Source organism: Bacillus sp. C28GYM-DRY-1 (assembly GCF_030519405.1).
Taxonomy (GTDB): Bacteria; Bacillota; Bacilli; order Bacillales; family Bacillaceae; genus Bacillus; species Bacillus spizizenii_A.
In genome coordinates this window covers 239,118-256,177 of sequence record NZ_JAUMKF010000002.1, presented here as the reverse complement: position 1 = coordinate 256,177, position 17,060 = coordinate 239,118, and the positions used below count along the sequence as shown (strand labels likewise).

Annotated in this window: 18 protein-coding genes and 1 pseudogene; 8 read left to right on the top strand and 11 right to left on the bottom strand. The window is 44.0% G+C overall.

Annotation, left to right across the window (positions count from 1 at the left end; translation table 11 throughout):
- The first annotated feature begins 10 nt into the window (after positions 1–10).
- Positions 11–2,295, top strand: a pseudogene (locus tag Q3W56_RS03410) (beta-L-arabinofuranosidase domain-containing protein).
- Between the two features lie 60 nt (positions 2,296–2,355).
- Here the strand turns inward: Q3W56_RS03410 and Q3W56_RS03405 are convergent.
- Positions 2,356–3,237, bottom strand: a complete 882-nt coding sequence (locus tag Q3W56_RS03405) for a LysR family transcriptional regulator (RefSeq protein ID WP_302894497.1) — start codon at positions 3,235–3,237, stop codon at positions 2,356–2,358.
- Between the two features lie 122 nt (positions 3,238–3,359).
- Between Q3W56_RS03405 and Q3W56_RS03400 the strand changes: the two genes are divergently transcribed.
- Together Q3W56_RS03400 and Q3W56_RS03395 are read left to right on the top strand one after the other, a co-directional pair.
- Complete coding sequence (locus Q3W56_RS03400; protein ID WP_302894496.1) at positions 3,360–3,905, top strand: flavodoxin family protein; 546 nt, start codon at positions 3,360–3,362, stop codon at positions 3,903–3,905.
- A complete protein-coding gene (locus tag Q3W56_RS03395; RefSeq protein WP_019715945.1) occupies positions 3,902–4,123 on the top strand; it encodes a hypothetical protein in 222 nt (73 codons plus the stop codon). The genes Q3W56_RS03400 and Q3W56_RS03395 overlap by 4 nt, the downstream gene beginning before the upstream one ends.
- Before the next feature lie 25 nt (positions 4,124–4,148).
- Here the strand turns inward: Q3W56_RS03395 and chrA are convergent, their stop codons facing one another.
- The 3 genes from chrA to chrS are packed head-to-tail and all read right to left on the bottom strand — an operon-like array spanning position 4,149 to position 5,765.
- Positions 4,149–4,685: a chromate resistance efflux protein ChrA gene (gene chrA, locus Q3W56_RS03390; RefSeq protein WP_019715944.1), complete on the bottom strand. Its 537-nt coding sequence runs from the start codon at positions 4,683–4,685 to the stop codon at positions 4,149–4,151.
- Positions 4,682–5,275, bottom strand: coding sequence for a chromate efflux transporter subunit ChrB (gene chrB, locus Q3W56_RS03385; protein WP_268399153.1), 594 nt, complete (start codon positions 5,273–5,275; stop codon positions 4,682–4,684). The genes chrA and chrB overlap by 4 nt, the downstream gene beginning before the upstream one ends.
- Positions 5,276–5,288: 13 nt before the next feature.
- Positions 5,289–5,765, bottom strand: coding sequence for a chromate efflux transcriptional regulator ChrS (chrS, locus tag Q3W56_RS03380; protein WP_019715942.1), 477 nt, complete (start codon positions 5,763–5,765; stop codon positions 5,289–5,291).
- 214 nt (positions 5,766–5,979) lie between these two features.
- On the opposite strand from chrS, the gene ggt reads away from it, so the two are divergent.
- Complete coding sequence (ggt, locus tag Q3W56_RS03375) at positions 5,980–7,557, top strand: gamma-glutamyltransferase (RefSeq protein WP_302894495.1); 1,578 nt, start codon at positions 5,980–5,982, stop codon at positions 7,555–7,557.
- Positions 7,558–7,561: 4 nt separating this feature from the next.
- Here the strand turns inward: ggt and Q3W56_RS03370 are convergent, their stop codons facing one another.
- From Q3W56_RS03370 to Q3W56_RS03360, 3 genes are all read right to left on the bottom strand, one after another.
- Positions 7,562–7,906 carry a DUF4181 domain-containing protein gene (locus Q3W56_RS03370; RefSeq protein ID WP_302894494.1) on the bottom strand — a complete coding sequence of 115 codons (345 nt, stop codon included), beginning with the start codon at positions 7,904–7,906 and terminating at the stop codon, positions 7,562–7,564.
- Between the two features lie 167 nt (positions 7,907–8,073).
- Entirely contained in the window at positions 8,074–8,691 is a 618-nt protein-coding gene (locus tag Q3W56_RS03365; protein ID WP_302894493.1) for a flavin reductase family protein, read from the bottom strand.
- Between the two features lie 167 nt (positions 8,692–8,858).
- Positions 8,859–9,509 (bottom strand): CotG/ExsB N-terminal domain-containing protein, encoded by a 651-nt coding sequence (locus Q3W56_RS03360; protein ID WP_302894492.1) that lies wholly within the window; start codon positions 9,507–9,509, stop codon positions 8,859–8,861.
- A gap of 141 nt (positions 9,510–9,650) precedes the next feature.
- Here Q3W56_RS03360 and cotH point away from each other — a divergent pair, with 141 nt between their 5' ends.
- On the top strand, positions 9,651–10,742 hold the full coding sequence (gene cotH, locus Q3W56_RS03355; protein ID WP_302894491.1) for a spore coat protein CotH: 1,092 nt from the start codon (positions 9,651–9,653) through the stop codon (positions 10,740–10,742).
- Positions 10,743–10,780: 38 nt separating this feature from the next.
- On the opposite strand, the gene alsR is transcribed toward cotH, so the two are convergent.
- Complete coding sequence (gene alsR, locus Q3W56_RS03350) at positions 10,781–11,668, bottom strand: acetoin biosynthesis transcriptional regulator AlsR (protein WP_019715936.1); 888 nt, start codon at positions 11,666–11,668, stop codon at positions 10,781–10,783.
- A 159-nt stretch (positions 11,669–11,827) separates the two neighbouring features.
- Between alsR and alsS the strand changes: the two genes are divergently transcribed.
- The 3 genes from alsS (at position 11,828) to Q3W56_RS03335 (ending at position 14,992) form a co-directional block, all read left to right on the top strand.
- Positions 11,828–13,540 carry an acetolactate synthase AlsS gene (gene alsS / locus Q3W56_RS03345; protein WP_302894490.1) on the top strand — a complete coding sequence of 571 codons (1,713 nt, stop codon included), beginning with the start codon at positions 11,828–11,830 and terminating at the stop codon, positions 13,538–13,540.
- A gap of 61 nt (positions 13,541–13,601) precedes the next feature.
- Positions 13,602–14,369, top strand: coding sequence for an acetolactate decarboxylase (gene budA, locus Q3W56_RS03340; RefSeq protein WP_019715934.1), 768 nt, complete (start codon positions 13,602–13,604; stop codon positions 14,367–14,369).
- 95 nt (positions 14,370–14,464) lie between these two features.
- Positions 14,465–14,992, top strand: a complete 528-nt coding sequence (locus Q3W56_RS03335; RefSeq protein ID WP_302894489.1) for an NAD(P)H-dependent oxidoreductase — start codon at positions 14,465–14,467, stop codon at positions 14,990–14,992.
- Positions 14,993–15,032: 40 nt separating this feature from the next.
- Here the strand turns inward: Q3W56_RS03335 and Q3W56_RS03330 are convergent, their stop codons facing one another.
- The 3 genes from Q3W56_RS03330 to rbsB form a co-directional block, all read right to left on the bottom strand.
- A complete protein-coding gene (locus Q3W56_RS03330) occupies positions 15,033–15,329 on the bottom strand; it encodes a DUF3892 domain-containing protein (protein ID WP_302894488.1) in 297 nt (98 codons plus the stop codon).
- A gap of 155 nt (positions 15,330–15,484) precedes the next feature.
- Positions 15,485–16,021, bottom strand: a complete 537-nt coding sequence (locus Q3W56_RS03325) for an SH3 domain-containing protein (protein WP_302894487.1) — start codon at positions 16,019–16,021, stop codon at positions 15,485–15,487.
- A gap of 109 nt (positions 16,022–16,130) precedes the next feature.
- A complete protein-coding gene (gene rbsB / locus Q3W56_RS03320) occupies positions 16,131–17,048 on the bottom strand; it encodes a ribose ABC transporter substrate-binding protein RbsB (protein WP_302894486.1) in 918 nt (305 codons plus the stop codon).
- Positions 17,049–17,060: the final 12 nt, after the last annotated feature.

The window sequence follows — 17,060 nt, the reverse complement described above, 5'->3', positions numbered from 1 at the left end:
GATCAAAAAAATGAAAGATGTAACATTATTAAAAGGCATGTTTTATGATTCTCAGGTGAAAGGGAAGGAATATTTGCTTTTTTTGGATGTAGACCGTCTTTTGGCCCCTTGTTATGAGGCTGTATCACAGACGCCTAAAAAAACACGCTACGGCGGATGGGAGGCAAAGGAAATTGCCGGGCATTCGATCGGTCATTGGCTGTCCGCCTCATCAGCCATGTACCAGGCTTCCGGAGATGAAAAGCTGAAAAGGAAAACAGAGTACGCAGTGAATGAGCTGAGTCATATCCAACAATTTGATGAAGAGGGATATGTAAGCGGTTTCTCAAGGGCGTGTTTTGATGAGGTGTTCAGCGGTGATTTTCGGGTGGACCACTTTAGTCTGGGTGGTTCTTGGGTGCCGTGGTACAGCCTCCATAAACTGTTTGCGGGATTAATAGATACGTATCGGCTAACCGGCAATCAGTCGGCTCTACGAGTCGTCGTCAAGCTGGCTGATTGGGCAAAAAAGGGACTGGATCGCCTGAACGATGAGCAATTTCAGCGTATGCTGATATGTGAGCATGGCGGTATGAATGAGGCGATGGCTGATCTTTACATGCTGACGAAAAACAAAGCATACCTTGAACTTGCGGAACGTTTCTGTCATCGTGCCATTCTTCAGCCTCTTGCAGAGGGGAAGGATGAGCTTGAAGGAAAGCATGCCAATACCCAAATTCCAAAGGTGATCGGAGCAGCCAAGCTGTACGATATTACTGGTAATGAAGCATATAGAAATGCCGCGCTCTTCTTTTGGGAACAGGTTGTCTATCAGCGTTCCTACGCAATTGGCGGCAACAGTATCGGAGAGCATTTCGGAGCGGAAGGCAGCGAGGAGTTAGGGGTGACGACCGCAGAAACGTGCAATACGTATAACATGCTGAAATTGACTGTGCATTTATTCCGGTGGTTTCAAGAATCGAGATTTATGGATTACTATGAGAATGCACTTTATAATCACATTCTTGCTTCCCAAGATCCTGATTCGGGCATGAAAACCTATTTTGTTTCCACACAGCCGGGGCATTTCAAGGTGTATTGTTCACCGGAAGACTCTTTTTGGTGCTGTACAGGCACCGGGATGGAAAACCCCGCGCGCTATACGCAGCATATTTACCATTTAGACCAAGACGATCTGTATGTGAATTTATTTATTCCTTCACAAATGAACATGCAAGAAAAACAACTGATCATCACACAGGAAACCTCATTTCCAGCAGCCGAAAAAACCAGGCTAGTTATCAAAAAAGCTGTCGGTGTGCCTATAACACTCCATATTCGTATTCCTTATTGGACGAATGGCGGCCTTAAAGCTGTGGTTAATGGAAAACGAGTTCAATCGGTTGAGACTAATGGGTACCTTGTTATTCACAAACATTGGAACACAGGAGATTGTATTGAGATTGAGCTGCCGATGAAACTCCACATTTATCAAGCGAAGGATGATCCTAAAAAAAGTGTTCTGATGTATGGGCCAGTTGTATTGGCCGGAGCACTAGGAAGAGAGGGCTTCCCTGAGACAGATATACTTGCTGATCATCTCGCCCTTAATAACCATCCGTTAATTGATGTCCCGGTGTTGGTTGCAGGTCAGGGAGAGTTGGATCATTGGGTGAAGTGTATAGATAAAACATCACTCGTATTTCAAACGACACCGATTGGGCAGCCCGGGAATCAAGAAATCACATTCATGCCGTTCTACAATGTGCATCATCAGCGGTATTCTGTTTACTGGTATGTGATGACCGAAAAGGAATATCGTGATTTTACAGATGAAGAAAAAGAAAGGCAGGAAATCATCAGACGCATAACCGTTGATGCTGTTCAGCCGAATGAACAGCAGCAGGAGATAGAACATCACCTGAAAAAAGAAAACTCTTACTCCGGTTACGCAAGTATCGTTCACAGAGGCTGGCGAGACAGCAGAGGAGATGGTTTTTTCAGTTATGAGATGAAAACAGAGCCGAGTCACCCATGTATTTGCTGGTCACTTATTTTGGAAGTGATGATACCTTTCAAGCGGAAGAACAAACTTACGAAAGACATTTTGAAATCATGATTGATGATCAATTACTGGCCAGGCAGCAGCTAAAGGCACATCACCCAGGAAGGCTTTTTGATGTATGTTATGACATTCCAGTTGCCTATACCAAAGGAAAAGAAAGAGTATCCGTCACGTTCGAATCCAGAGAGGGAACAGCAGCTGGCGGAGTGTTTGGGGTAAGGGTGATTAATGAAAAAATGCTTTTACATTGAATGCATCGATATGCATTGTTTGTTCACTCAAAAACTTGCGACCCATGGGCCGCAAGTTTTTTATTTGAATGTTTTTCGCGTCAAATCGATAAAAGCCTTTAATGGCGCAGACATCCACTTGTCCTTATGCCATGCTAATTGAGTAAAAACGGGGCAACCGCTCTGCCAATTGAGTTCTTTCATCCGGCCTGCTGCAATATCATCTTTTACTGTCATGTCAGGCAAGATTCCAATACCAAGTCCGGCCATCACGCATTGTTTGATGGCTTCTATGCTGACAAATTCTAATTTGTTAGGATAGACACCGGAGTCATGTAAAGTGTTCTCAAAGAGCGTGCGGTACGAGCAACCGTCTTCTGTCAGCAGAAAAGTTTCGTTTTGAAGATCCTTCAATGTTACTGGTAAATCTGCAGGAAAAGGATGGTCTTTAGCAGCCACCATTTTGATCTCATCCTGAATCAACGATTCAACGTGCAAAGCGTCGTCCGGCCGGTTTACATCCAAGATGAAGGTGATATCAAGCTGGCCCTGTAAGAGCTGTTCTTTCGCTTGATCGTTTGAGATATACGGTTTGAATATGAGCTTTACTTTGGGAAAAGCCTGTTTAAATTCTTTTATGATAGGCGGAAGCCGGTAGGTGCACTGGCTTTCCGTCGCCCCGATTTTCAAAGTTCCTGTTGTTTCTCTTACTTGATTTGTGGCCATTTTTGCCTCTTCTGTTAAAATAATAATCTTCTCTGCATAGGATTTGAATGTTTTGCCGGCTTCTGTCAGGATAAGCCGCTTGCCGAGCCGTTCAAATAAAGGAGTCCCGATTTCTTCTTCAAGTGATTTGATCTGGGAGGTAACGCTTGATTGTGCATAATTAAGAATCTTGGCGGTAAGGGTGAAGTTTACATGTTCTGCCGCCGTGATAAAGGTGATCAGCTGCTTCAATTCCACCTGTTCTCTTCCTTTCTAAATCGGTTTTACCGATAGAATTAATTGAAATAATCATCTGTATTGATTGGTGAATCCATTATATGATGAAGAAAATCATTCGTAAACAAAGGAGCAGATGTATTATGAAAATTGTGGTTATTAACGGCGGAACGCGGTCTGGCGGTAATACGGATATTATCGCGGAGAAGGCTGTTCAGGGATTCGATTCGGAACACATTCATTTGCGTAAATATCAGATCCAGCCAATTAAAGATCATCGTCACACTCAAGACGGCTTCAGCCCTGTTCATGATGACTACGATTCTATCATTGAGCGGATATTGCCCTGCGATATTCTCATATTTGCTACTCCAATTTATTGGTTCGGCATGTCAGGAACGTTAAAGCTATTTATTGATCGCTGGTCACAGACGTTGAGAGATCCCCGATTTCCCACTTTTAAACAGCAAATCTCAGCGAAGCAGGCATATGTGACAGCAGTGGGCGGAGATAATCCAAAAATAAAGGGGCTGCCACTGATTCAGCAATTTGAACATATTTTTGATTTTATGGGGCTGCCCTTTAAAGGCTATGTGCTGGGAGAAGGCAATCGTCCCGGCGATATTCTTCGTGATCATCAGGCGCTGTCCGCTGCGAGCCGCTTACTGAAAAGAAGCAATGTTATATGAAGTTTTTGCTGTCGGTCATTGCTGGCATGTTGATTCTAGCATTCTTTTTATTTTGTAAGGTCCAGCCTTCTGATTGGATACAGGTTGAAACGAATTCGCCTCAGGTTAAGCAATCTGTAAGAATGGCAGGAAGCACGCTGCAAATCAAGCACATCAAGAAGAATGATGCAGGCGAAGAAACAGTTATTATATCGAACGGCATTTCGGGACCAAAATAAAAAGCACCTGTCCGGGTGCTTTTTTCTACAAATGAGGAATCACAAGGCCGCCATACAAAAATGCAGCGATAATCAAAAATGCCGGATGCATTTTGAATTTTGTCATGGCAAGAAGGGAAATCCCTGCAATCACTCCAGATTGGATCCAGCCGATCGCTTGAATCCCATCAGCGCCGAGTTGCCAAGTAAGAATGAGCATCATGACCGCGATGACAGGCTGGACGGATAGCGTCATGCCCTTGATGACGGGTGATTGGCGGAAGCGCTGAATGATGCGCAGCAGGACGATCAATGCGAGCGCCGACGGTACGACAGTTGCGATCAGCGCAACCAGAAAGCCAGGCCATCCGCCGGCGCTGTATCCGACATAGGCGGCGATTTTGGTTGCGATCGGTCCCGGCAATGCGTTCGCAAGCGCGAGCATATTCGAGAATTGGTCGTTTGAAAGCCAGCTGTATCTGTTTACGACTTCTTCAAACATCAGCGGAATAGACGCAGGCCCACCGCCATATCCGAGTAGGTTTGCGATTAAAAACGCCATAAATAAATAGATCGATATCATGAGGCAGACATTCCTTTATCTTTAGAATGTTTATTTGTGATTTTGTCTTTCAGTTTAAAATGAAACGCGCCGTACGCTAAGAAAATGATAATGACAAGGCCGGGATTAATCTGTAAGGTTTGCAGGCCGATAAAAGCGATAATAAAAAATAGGATACCGGTGACCCAGCCGAAACCTTTAAGCGCTTTTTGGCCAAACTCGTACGCCATGATACCGAGCATTACCGCAATCACTGGCGTTACGGCACCAATCATGCCCGCAACAACTGCTGAATGGCTTAAGACATTTACAGCCGCAAACAGGCCTACCATCGCAAGGCAAGTAGGCAGAATGTGGGCGATTGTCGCCACGACTGCACCTAATGTGCCTTTTAGCTTGAAGCCTAGATACGCAGCCATTTTTGTCGCAATCGGTCCGGGAAGCGCATTAGCGATCGCTAATATTTCTCCGAATTCATCATCATCAATCCATTTATATTTATTGACCGCTTCATGGCGGATCAGCGGAATCACGGAAGGTCCGCCGCCGAACCCTAGTATGCCGGTGCGCACCATTGCGGCCGTCAAATCCCGATAAGGATGGTTTTTCATTCGTTTCTCTCCTTTACAGCTTCATTCCCATACGGCTTTTGTATCGTTTGATCAGCATCTGGCAATCAACACTGACGACGCCTTGCAGCGGATACAGCCGTTTTGTTAAAAACTCTTCCATTTCTTGGTCGTTGGCAAAGATCCCATGCATATGCAGCTTGCTTGGGCCTGTCATGTGATAAAGGCTGGTGACCGCAGGCTCTTCCTCAAGCTTGAGAGCGACCTCTTCTAAAAATTGCGGCTCTACCTCGACATTGAAAAACACGGATACATGGTTGCCGATTTTAGCGGGATTGATGACCGCAGTGAATTTTTCAATGACGCCTGCTTCAATGAGTTGATTGATCCGAGCTTGGACGGCAACTCGTGATAAATCGACTCTCTTGCCAAGATCCGTATAAGAAATTCTTCCTTCTTCATGCAAAATGGTGAGGATTTGTTTGTCAATCTCATCAAGTACAAGGTTGGGGATTTGGTATTCGTTGCTCATTTATTCCACCTGCTTCCGTAAGCCTTTTAGATTTCATTTTACCATAAAAGTTACGTTTCGAATGATAATTTTTTCTTTTGCTTTCAAAATGAATGGAAAAATGTTTTGTTGTTTGCGAAATGGAGAAAGTTCGTCAGTTTTTCTGCCGAGTAAGTAGATGTGAAAAATTAAGCTCTCTATACTGAAGAAAATCTCTTGATAAAGGGGACTTGTGATGAATAAATCTATCATCGGTACAAAACAAATGGTCGTCAGTCCGCATTATCTCGCTTCTCAAGCCGGAAACCGAATACTGGACAAGGGTGGAAACGCGTTTGACGCCGCCGTTGCTGTGAGTGCTTGTCTGGCAGTTGTGTATCCGCATATGACGGGGCTTGGCGGGGATTCCTTTTGGCTGACGTTTCATCAAGAAACAAAGTCGGTAAGAGTCTACAATGGCAGCGGCCGTTCAGGAGAAAATGTAACGAGAGATGTATATAAGGGAAAAAGCGCGATTCCGCTAAGGGGAATCGACAGTGCCATTACCGTTCCGGGGATGGTTGATAGCTGGCATGCGGTACTGAAGGAGTACGGACGTATGTCCCTTGCGGACGTGTTGGAATCCGCTCGCGACTATGCCCAAAATGGGTTTCCAGTATCAGCTGATCAGTGCCGTCACACAGAAACGAATCTTGAACTGCTTGCCTCCACGCCTTACACGGCCGACATCTTCACAAGATGCGGAAAAGCGCCTGTCCCGGGAGAGCGGTTTGTGCAAAAAGAGCTTGCAGAAAGTCTGAACATGATCGCCAAAAAAGGAAGAAACGCATTCTATGAAGGAGATATCGCTCAGCGGATCGTCTCGTATTTACAGCATAACGGCAGCTACATGACACTCGATGATTTTAAAGCGCACCGGGGCGAGTGGATGGAGCCTGTATCAAGTGATTACCGAGGGTATAGTGTATATCAGGCGCCTCCGAATTCTCAGGGATTTACTGGTTTATTAACACTGAACATTCTGGAAAACTATGATTTCACCCAAATCGAACATGGTTCATTTGAGTATTATCATGTGCTTGTGGAGGCATTGAAAAAGAGTTTTCTAGATCGGAATGCCGTCCTGACTGATCCGGCATTTGCGGACATCCCGCTTGAAAGGCTTCTGGACAAAAGTTATGCGAAACAATTGGCGGAAGAAATCGGCTATTTGGCAGAACCGGCGGAAAGCAGGCCAGTAGGAAGTGATACTGCATATGCGGCCGTCATCGATGAGGATGGCAACGCAGTATCTTTCATTCAAAGCCTGTACTTTGAATTTGGCTCGGCAGTCACTGCTGGTGATACAGGCATATTACTGCAAAACCGCGGGTCATTTTTCTCATTGGATAAAAATCATGTCAATACGCTTGAACCGAGAAAGCGCAGCTTCCATACGCTGATGCCGGCTATGGCCTGCAAAGACGGAAAACCGAAAGTCCTGTACGGCACACAAGGCGGCGAAGGCCAGCCGCAGACCCAGACGGCCATCATTACCAGAATGCTGGACTACGGAATGAATCCACAGCAGGCAATCAGCGAACCGCGTTGGGTGTGGGGCAGAACGTGGGGAGAGGAGTATGAAGGTCTCAGAGTCGAGAGCAGATTCTCAGAGGAGACAATTGAAAAGCTCAAAGACAGCGGCCATCTCGTAGAGGTTGTCGGTGACTATGATCCGCTGATGGGACACGCAGCAGCAATCAAAGTTGACGAGGAAGGATTTCTCCAAGGTGGAACCGACCCGCGGGGAGACGGAGCGGCAGTGGGGGTTTGAGGTATCAGAAGAAAATACACATATAAATAAAAACGACTAGAAAGAGGACTGCGCCAAATAAATAGTGTACATATTGTTTTTCTTCACGCTTATATTTCCATTCCATAAATGTACAAAAGCAATTCATCAGGAATAGAAAGAAAAAAAGCATAATCTCTGGAGGAAAGCGTAAAATAGAAAAACCTAATAAAATGAGCATGATGATTTCCAGCAGCCATTGTATGCTATTTACAGGTTTATACCACCAAGGCGGTTTAGGGATGCCTAGTTTTTTTCGAGCATAGATATAAAAAATAGTATTGATAAAAGCTACGATAAGTATCACAATCAAAAAATGAGTGCCAGTCATATAATCCCTCCTAATCTACCTGTATATACGGCGTAAAAAGGAAATATGTTTCATAAAGAACACCTGGAGCTTTCTCCAGGTGTTCTTTTTACGTATTTTCCTTAGACAACATTTTGTAATCATAAGGTCTTTTTGACTAGTTCCTTCTATTTAAATAGTCCTTCTGTTCAGCTGGGACGAATCAGCGTAAATTCTTCGCCGAGCTTCGCATAGTGGTTACCCGCCAATCTTGAGACAGGCTTTAATTCATCTGTCAAAACATAGCCTTTTTCTGCATCATACACCTTTTCATCGAGGTGGAAGCAGACGACTCTCCCGATAAGCAGATCTGCTGTAGTAACGCCTTGATCATTGTCGAACGTCATATGCCGCTCTAATGTGCATTCAAAGCGGATACGTGCTTCTTTAATCCCAGGAACTGAAACAGCTTTGCTTTCGACGGGATGAAGCGAGGTGCGTGTGAGTTCGCTTTCGTCCGGATGTAAGCTTGCTGCTGTTTCATTGATGTCTTTAATGATGGCTTCATCACTGACATGAACGACAAATTCCCCGTTCTCCACTGCGTTTCGGGCTGTATCTTTTTGGCATCCGCCAGCCCTGTTAACAGAAACACTGAGAAGCGGAGGGTCTGAGCTGACAACGTTATAAAAACTGAAAGGCGCTGCATTTAACGCTCCGCTTGAAGAAAGGGTGGTTACAAATGCAATGGGACGGGGGATCACAGCACCCGACAATAGCTTGTATGTGTCTTTAGCGCTAAGCTGATCAGCTTGAAATATGTACATAGCAACAACCGCCTTTAGCGTAGGATATCTTGATTATAACGAAATGGTTTCAAGGAAACCAAATGATGTGGGTTGCATATGTTATGTCATGACATATATCTAATACAGGGGATTAAAAATAGGCTTCCGTACGTACGCCGGCAGCCTATTGAATTTGAAATCTTAGATTATTTGTATTTCTTTTTGACTACCCAGCAATTACCGTCTTTCCAGAATTCTTTTTTGCTGTAATAGTCATCATCTTTTTTGTTGCGATGGTTGTGATGTGGTTTTTTGTAGTGCTTTTTGTCAGATTTTCTATTATGGGAACAATATGTTTTTTTGCGTGTCCGGTATGAGCAGCTACGTGATCTTCTCTTGTGAGAACAGAATGACTTCTTGTGGCTGCGATGTTTTCTCTTGTGAGAACAGAATGATTTTTTGTGGCTGCGTGATCTTTTCTTGTGAGAACAGAATGACTTTTTGTGGCTGCGTGATCTTTTCTTGTCAGAACAGAATGATTTTCTGTGGCTGCGTGATCTTTTCTTGTGAGAACAGAATGACTTCTTGTGGCTGCGATGTTTTCTCTTGTGAGAACAGAATGACTTTTTAAAGCTACGCGATCTTCTCTTGTGAGAGCAGAATGATTTTTTGAAGCTACGTGATCTCTTGTGAGAGCAGTATGATTTTTTGTGGCTGCGAGATTTTTTGTGAGAGCGGTGTGACTTTTTATGGCTGCGTTTTTTTCCATGAGGCTCTTGGTATAAATAATCTTTTAAACCTTCTTTTTTTGCGGATTTCACCGCTTCTTTGATGTCAGAGTGGGAATAGTGGCCCAATTTGAAATCCTCCTTTTAGAATTGATTTTAAGGACGAAGATCCTTATTACCCTCATAGTACGCGCGGTTTTAAAAAGTGTATAAGTGTTCCGCTGAGATCACACAAAAATAAAAGCCTAAAATTTGTGAGGGGGAATATGGGTGAAGAATAAATCCAATTTGCCGCTTTATCAGCTGTTTGTTCATCCAAAAGATTTGCGTGAATTAAAAAAAGATATATGGGACGATGATCCGGTGCCGGCTGTCATGAAGGTAAATCAAAAAAGGCTGGATATTGATATTGCTTACCGGGGATCACATATCAGAGACTTCAAAAAGAAGTCATACCATATTTCCTTTTATCAGCCGAAAACATTCCGCGGCGCCCGCGAGGTTCACCTGAATGCAGAATATAAAGATCCTTCTATGATGAGAAACAAATTGTCGTTGGACTTTTTCTCAGAGCTTGGGACGCTGTCTCCAAAGGCAGACTTTGTGTTTTTAAAGGTGAATGGGAAGAATGAAGGGGTTTATCTTGAACTTGAATCCGTCGATGAGTTTTATTTAGCGAAAAGGAAATTGGCGGACGGGGCAGTTTTTTACGCGGTTGATGATGATGCTAATTTCTCTCTGATGAGCGATTTGGAAAGGGAAACGAAGACGTCGCTTGAGCTTGGATATGAAAAGAAGACAGGGACTGAGGAAGACGATTTTTATTTACAGGATATGATTTTTAAAATTAATACTGTCCCTAAAGCCCAGTTTAAATCAGAAGTGACAAAGCATGTGGATGTCGATAAGTATTTGCGCTGGCTCGCCGGCATTGTATTCACCTCAAACTATGACGGATTTGTCCACAACTACTCGTTGTACAGAAGCAGTGAAACCGGATTATTTGAGGTGATTCCTTGGGATTATGATGCGACTTGGGGCAGGGATATCCATGGAGAGCGGATGGCTGCCGATTATGTAAGAATTCAAGGATTTAATACACTAACCGCCCGGATTTTGGATGAACCCGATTTTCGCAAGTCTTACAAGCAACTGTTAGAAAAAACGCTCCAATCTCTTTTTACAATAGAATATATGAAACCGAAAATAATGGCGATATATGAGCAGATTAGGCCGTTTGTCCTGATGGACCCATATAAAAAGAACGATATTGAGCGTTTTGACCGTGAGCCGGATGTGATTTGCGAGTATATAATAAAGAGAGCTGATTACCTCAAAAGTGAGCTTGATCTTTTATCCTGACGATAAATGGGCGGATTCCGGAGAACGGAGCGCCTTTTTTATTTCCGTTCATTTAACGATTTAGATATATCCACAAATTGCCTCAGTACAGGGTTTTGGCTGTCTTTTCGATATGCGATGATCCATTCTGCTTTAAGCTGAAAATGATCAACGCTGCGATATGTGACATCAAGGTTAAACAGCCGTCTGGCAGAGGAAGGGACAATGGTAATGCCGATGCCCGCTGTCACCAGTCCAATCACCATTTGATATTCTGTCGCTTCTTGAACGATATTCGGGGCAAAACCCGCGTCTTCACAAAGCTGAATAAAGTCGGTATATAGCGTAGGCCACGCTTCTTTGGAAAGGGTGATGATCGGTTCCTTTTCCAAATCTTTAATGTCAATTGATTCTTTTAAGGCAAGCGGATGCTGTTTCGGCAATGCGAGGATGCATGGACTACTCTGGGTTGTCTCTATTTGCAGCTCTGGATGCTCTAACGGCGGATGGAGAATGCCGATATCGATGTTTCCCTTGAGCAATTCCTCCTGCTGCCGGTAAGAAGCAATTTCTTTCAGTTCAATTTTCACAGAGGGGAATTTTTTACGGTATTCCCGGATAATCGGCGGCAAAAATTCATATGTAGCTGACCCGACAAAACCTATAACGAGATGGCCATGTTCGCCGCGAGCCGTCCGCTGGGCGAGTTCAATTCCTTGACCAATTTGCATCAAAGCTGATCGGCAGTGATTTAAAAAGATTTCGCCGGCCGCCGTTAGCTCGACAAATCGTTTTGTCCTCTTCAGAAGCGTCACCCCGACTTCTTCTTCAAGCTGTTTGATCTGCTGGCTGAGAGGAGGCTGTGTCATGTTCAGCCGCCGTGCAGCTTTTCCGAAATGAAGCTCTTCGGCTACTGCGATAAAGTATTGAAGATGGCGAAGCTCCATTCAATATGCATTCCTTTCCGTAGGTTAATAATTCGTAATACATATTAATCATAAGGCGAATCGATATTGGAGGTCAATTTCCTAAGAGTGTATAGTGAAATATATCACAAGAAATATTTAAAATTTTATGTTTAAAATGCATAATAAGGAGTGAGGGTGTTGACAAAAGCAACAAAAGAACAAAAATCCCTTGTAAAAAGCAGAGGGGCGGAGCTTGTTGTTGATTGCTTAGCGGAGCAAGGTGTCACACATGTATTTGGCATTCCAGGTGCAAAAATTGATGCGGTATTTGACGCTTTACAAGATAAAGGGCCTGAAATTATCGTTGCCCGGCATGAACAAAATGCAGCATTTATGGCGCAAGCAGTTGGCCGTTTAACTGGAAAACCGGGAGTTGTGTTAGTCACATCAGGACCAGGTGCTTCGAATTTGGCAACAGGACTGCTAACAGCAAACACTGAAGGTGACCCTGTCGTTGCGCTTGCTGGGAACGTGATCCGTGCAGACCGTTTAAAACGGACACATCAATCTTTGGATAATGCGGCGCTATTCCAGCCGATTACAAAATACAGTGTAGAAGTTCAAGATGTAAAAAATATACCGGAAGCTGTTACAAATGCATTTAGAATAGCGTCAGCAGGGCAGGCTGGGGCCGCTTTTGTGAGTTTTCCGCAAGATATTGTGAATGAAGTCACAAATACAAAAAACGTGCGAGCTGTCGCGGCTCCTAAACTTGGTCCTGCACCAGACGATGCAATCAGTGCGGCCATTGCGAAAATCCAAACAGCAAAACTTCCTGTCGTTTTAGTCGGCATGAAGGGCGGAAGACCGGAAGCGATTAAAGCGGTTCGCAAGCTATTGAAAAAAGTGCAGCTTCCATTCGTTGAAACCTATCAAGCTGCCGGTACTCTTACGAGAGATTTAGAGGATCAGTATTTTGGCCGGATCGGTTTATTCCGCAACCAGCCTGGTGATCTGCTGCTTGAGCAGGCTGATGTTGTTCTGACAGTCGGCTATGACCCAATTGAATATGATCCGAAATTCTGGAATGTCAATGGAGACCGGACGATTATCCATTTAGACGAGATTCTGGCTGACATTGATCATGCTTACCAGCCGGATCTTGAACTGATCGGTGATATTCCATCTACGATCAATCATATCGAACACGATGCTGTGAAAGTAGACTTTGCTGAACGTGAGCAGAAAATCCTTTCTGATTTAAAACAATATATGCACGAGGGTGAGCAGGTGCCTGCAGATTGGAAATCAGATAGAGTTCATCCTCTTGAAATCGTAAAAGAATTGCGGAACGCAGTCGATGATCATGTTACAGTGACTTGTGATATCGGTTCACACGCAATTTGGATGTCACGTTATTTCCGCAGCTACGAGCCGTTAACATTAATGATCAGTAACGGTATGCAAACACTCGGCGTTGCGCTGCCTTGGGCAATCGGCGCTTCATTGGTGAAACCGGGAGAAAAAGTAGTATCAGTCTCCGGTGATGGCGGTTTCTTATTCTCAGCTATGGAATTAGAGACAGCGGTCCGCTTAAAAGCACCAATTGTACACATAGTATGGAACGACAGCACATATGACATGGTTGCATTCCAGCAATTGAAAAAGTATAACCGTACATCTGCGGTCGATTTCGGAAATATCGATATCGTGAAATATGCGGAAAGCTTCGGAGCAACCGGCTTGCGCGTAGAATCACCAGACCAGCTGGCAGATGTTCTGCGTCAAGGTATGAACGCTGAGGGTCCTGTCATCATTGATGTCCCGGTTGACTACAGTGATAACATAAATTTAGCAAGTGACAAGCTTCCGAAAGAATTCGGGGAACTTATGAAAACGAAAGCTCTCTAGCACTCTGCGCATCACGACTCTGTTTGATGAACAGCACTAAACAAAAGGAGTGAAGGGAATTATGAAACGCGAAAGCAACATTCAAGTGCTCAGCCGCGGGCAAAAAGACCAGCCTGTGAGCCAGATTTATCAAGTATCAACAATGACTTCTCTATTAGACGGGGTGTACGACGGGGATTTTGAACTGTCAGAGATCCCAAAATACGGAGACTTCGGTATCGGAACCTTTAACAAGCTTGACGGAGAGCTGATTGGTTTTGACGGCGAATTTTACCGTCTTCGTTCAGATGGAACTGCGACCCCGGTCCAAAACGGGGACCTTTCTCCGTTCTGTTCATTTACATTCTTTACACCGGACATGACGCACAAAATTGATGCGAAAATGACACGTGAAGAGTTTGAAGAAGAGATCAACAGCATTCTGCCAAGCAAAAACTTATTTTACGCGATCCGCATTGACGGATTGTTTAAAAAAGTGCAGACAAGAACGGTAGAACTGCAAGAAAAACCTTACGTGCCAATGGTTGAAGCGGTTAAAACGCAGCCGATCTTCAACTTCGACAGTGTGAGAGGAACGATCGTAGGTTTCTTAACACCCGCTTATGCAAACGGAATCGCCGTTTCTGGCTACCACCTGCACTTCATTGACGAAGGACGCAATTCAGGCGGACACGTTTTTGACTATGTGCTTGAGGATTGCACGGTTACGATTTCTCAAAAAATGAACATGAATCTCAGACTTCCGAATACAGCGGATTTCTTTAATGCGAACCTGGATAACCCTGATTTTGCTAAAGATATTGAAACAACTGAAGGAAGCCCTGAATAAAAACAAAAGAAAGCTCTGTGCAGGGGCTTTCTTTTTATTTGGCTCTTTTCCTGATTTTAGATAAAATAACGTCAAAAGGGTAAAGGTGTGGTCTGATGAAAATATTGGTTTTGGCAGTTCATCCTCATATGGAGACCTCAGTTGTGAATAAGGCATGGACAGAGGAATTGAGTCAACATGACAATATTACAGTACGGGAGCTTTATAAAGAATACCCGGATGAAGCGATAGATGTTGCAAAGGAGCAGGAGCTGTGCGAGCAATACGACAGGATTGTCTTCCAATTTCCGTTTTATTGGTACAGCTCTCCGCCGCTCTTAAAAAAATGGCAGGATCTTGTGCTGACTTACGGCTGGGCCTTTGGTTCAGAAGGGAACGCCTTGCACGGCAAGGAGCTGATGCTGGCTGTATCAACAGGAAGCGAAGCGGAGAAATATCAAGCGGGCGGAGCAAATCATTACTCGATCAGTGAGCTTTTGAAACCATTTCAGGCCACGAGTAATCTGATCGGCATGAAATACCTGCCACCATATGTGTTCTATGGCGTAAATGCTGCAACTGCAGAGGATATTTCCCTCAGTGCAAAACGGTTAGCCGAATACATCCAGAAGCCTTTCGCTTAAAAGAAAGCCCTGTCCGGCATGCGGCAGGGCTACTTTCTGATTAAAAGTCCGGCAACTCGGACAGGTTATTTTCCTTTAAGCCGTCCGGTTCACTTCGCAAAATGTCACGCCCATATTTATGGAAGACATCAACATGAGCAAGCTTTCCCGCTTTTGCTTCAGACAGCGCAGTGGGATAGTCGAGCTCTCTTCCTGTGTTTGTTTTTACTGCGATAATATTGTCTTCCTCATTTCTTCTGACCGCAATAATTTCTTCTTTTCCAGATGAAACATTTTCATGACCGGCAGTTGTTTGCCGGGCTTTATACGATTCATATGCTGCTTCGAATTGATCCATATTTACACCTCCATTTTTTAACGTGAACAAAAATGTCGAGGATCATGTATGGTTTCGACACGGCATACGACAATATTTCCTGAGAAATATCGTGAGGATGTGACAAATCAACTCACGATAAAAGGGATTCCGCATAAACACGGAATCCTTTTCAGTTATTTTGTCATGTGTAAGTCCTTTGTTTTCATATAACCTGTCGCACCGCCGTAATCAACGAATACCCAATCAAAATCAAAACCGTCTTTTTTTGTTTTACTCCAGCCTAAAAAAGAAACGCTTGTGTCTGCTGGAAGAGTCTTGATGCTTTTTCCTTCAGCGGATGTATATACTTTCGTCTTTGTTTTGGTTTTTACTGTTGTAGCTGCTTTTACAATGTAATGAGTGGAGACAAAGCCGGTTTTTCCGTTTTTATAATGAACCTTTGCCCAGTCAGCGTTTGCGAAGGAAATCAGTTTTAAGCTGTCGCCCAAGTGCAGCGTATCGGCTTTCTGGCTTAATGCGGAAGCTTTCGTTCGGACATGTAACGCCTCTGCTGACACCAAATAAGATTCAATCGGATAACTGTATAAATCATCAATGCTTACCGTTGTTTCTGGCTGTTGAGCATGGATCGTGCTTGCTACTTCTGCAGAAGCAGCAGTCATCCCAGCTGCAAGTGCGAAAGTGGATAGTATTTTTGTTGTTTTGTTCATTTCGTTCCTCTCCTCACGTAAGAGAAATAACTCACTCTATATCCCTATTCACGTTTTCACAGATTCCTAAACATCAAAAAGGATCAGATAAAAATCTGATCCAGGGCAATTATTTTTGTGTTTCTAGTTTGAGAGGTGCGGATATTGTTTTTTTCACTTTTTTTCCGTGCAAAATATCATCTGCTGCTTCTGTAGCCAGTTTACCGATTAATTCAGGCTGCTGAGCCACGGTGGCTGAGAGCTTTCCATCTTTAATGGAAGCGAGCGCATCTTTATTGCCGTCAAATCCAATCACTAAAATATCTTTTCCCGAGCTGTTAATTGCCTCAAGAGCACCGAGCGCCATTTCATCATTGTGAGCAAAAACAGCTTGGATATCCGGGTGTCCCTGCAACAGGTTTTCCATGACAGTCAGGCCTTTGGTACGGTCAAAGTCGGCTGATTGCTTTGTGACAACGTCGAGCTCTTGATCTGCGATGTTATGAAATCCTGAGCCCCTTTCCCTTGTGGCAGATGCGCCGGGCACGCCTTCAAGCTCTGCCACCTTTGCACCTTTTCCAAGTTTGTCAGCAATGAACCCAGCAGCCATCTCACCGCCTTTTACATTATCGGAAGCAACGAGGGTTTCAACTTTTCCTTGTTCAGCGGAACGATCGATTGTTACGACGGGCACACCGATTGCGTTTGCAGATTGTACTGCCGTTGAGATCGCTGAAGAATCAGTCGGGTTGATTAACAATGCATCGACACCTTGCTGGATTAAGTCTTCCACATCACTCGTCTGTTTCGATGAATCATTTTGTGCATCGACAATGATGATTTTCAATCCCCGTTTTTCAGCTTCTTTTTCGATGCCCTTTTTTAATGAGACAAAAAAGGGATTATTAAGCGTTGAGACGGACAAGCCGATGGTGAATTCCTTTTTGTTACCCGAATTTGTCGGCTTTGCCCATTGTGGGGGCTCAAGCGAACAGGCAGTTAATAAAAACAATGATAACGTTAAAATGACAGATACAGCCTTTTTCATGTGAAAAACCCT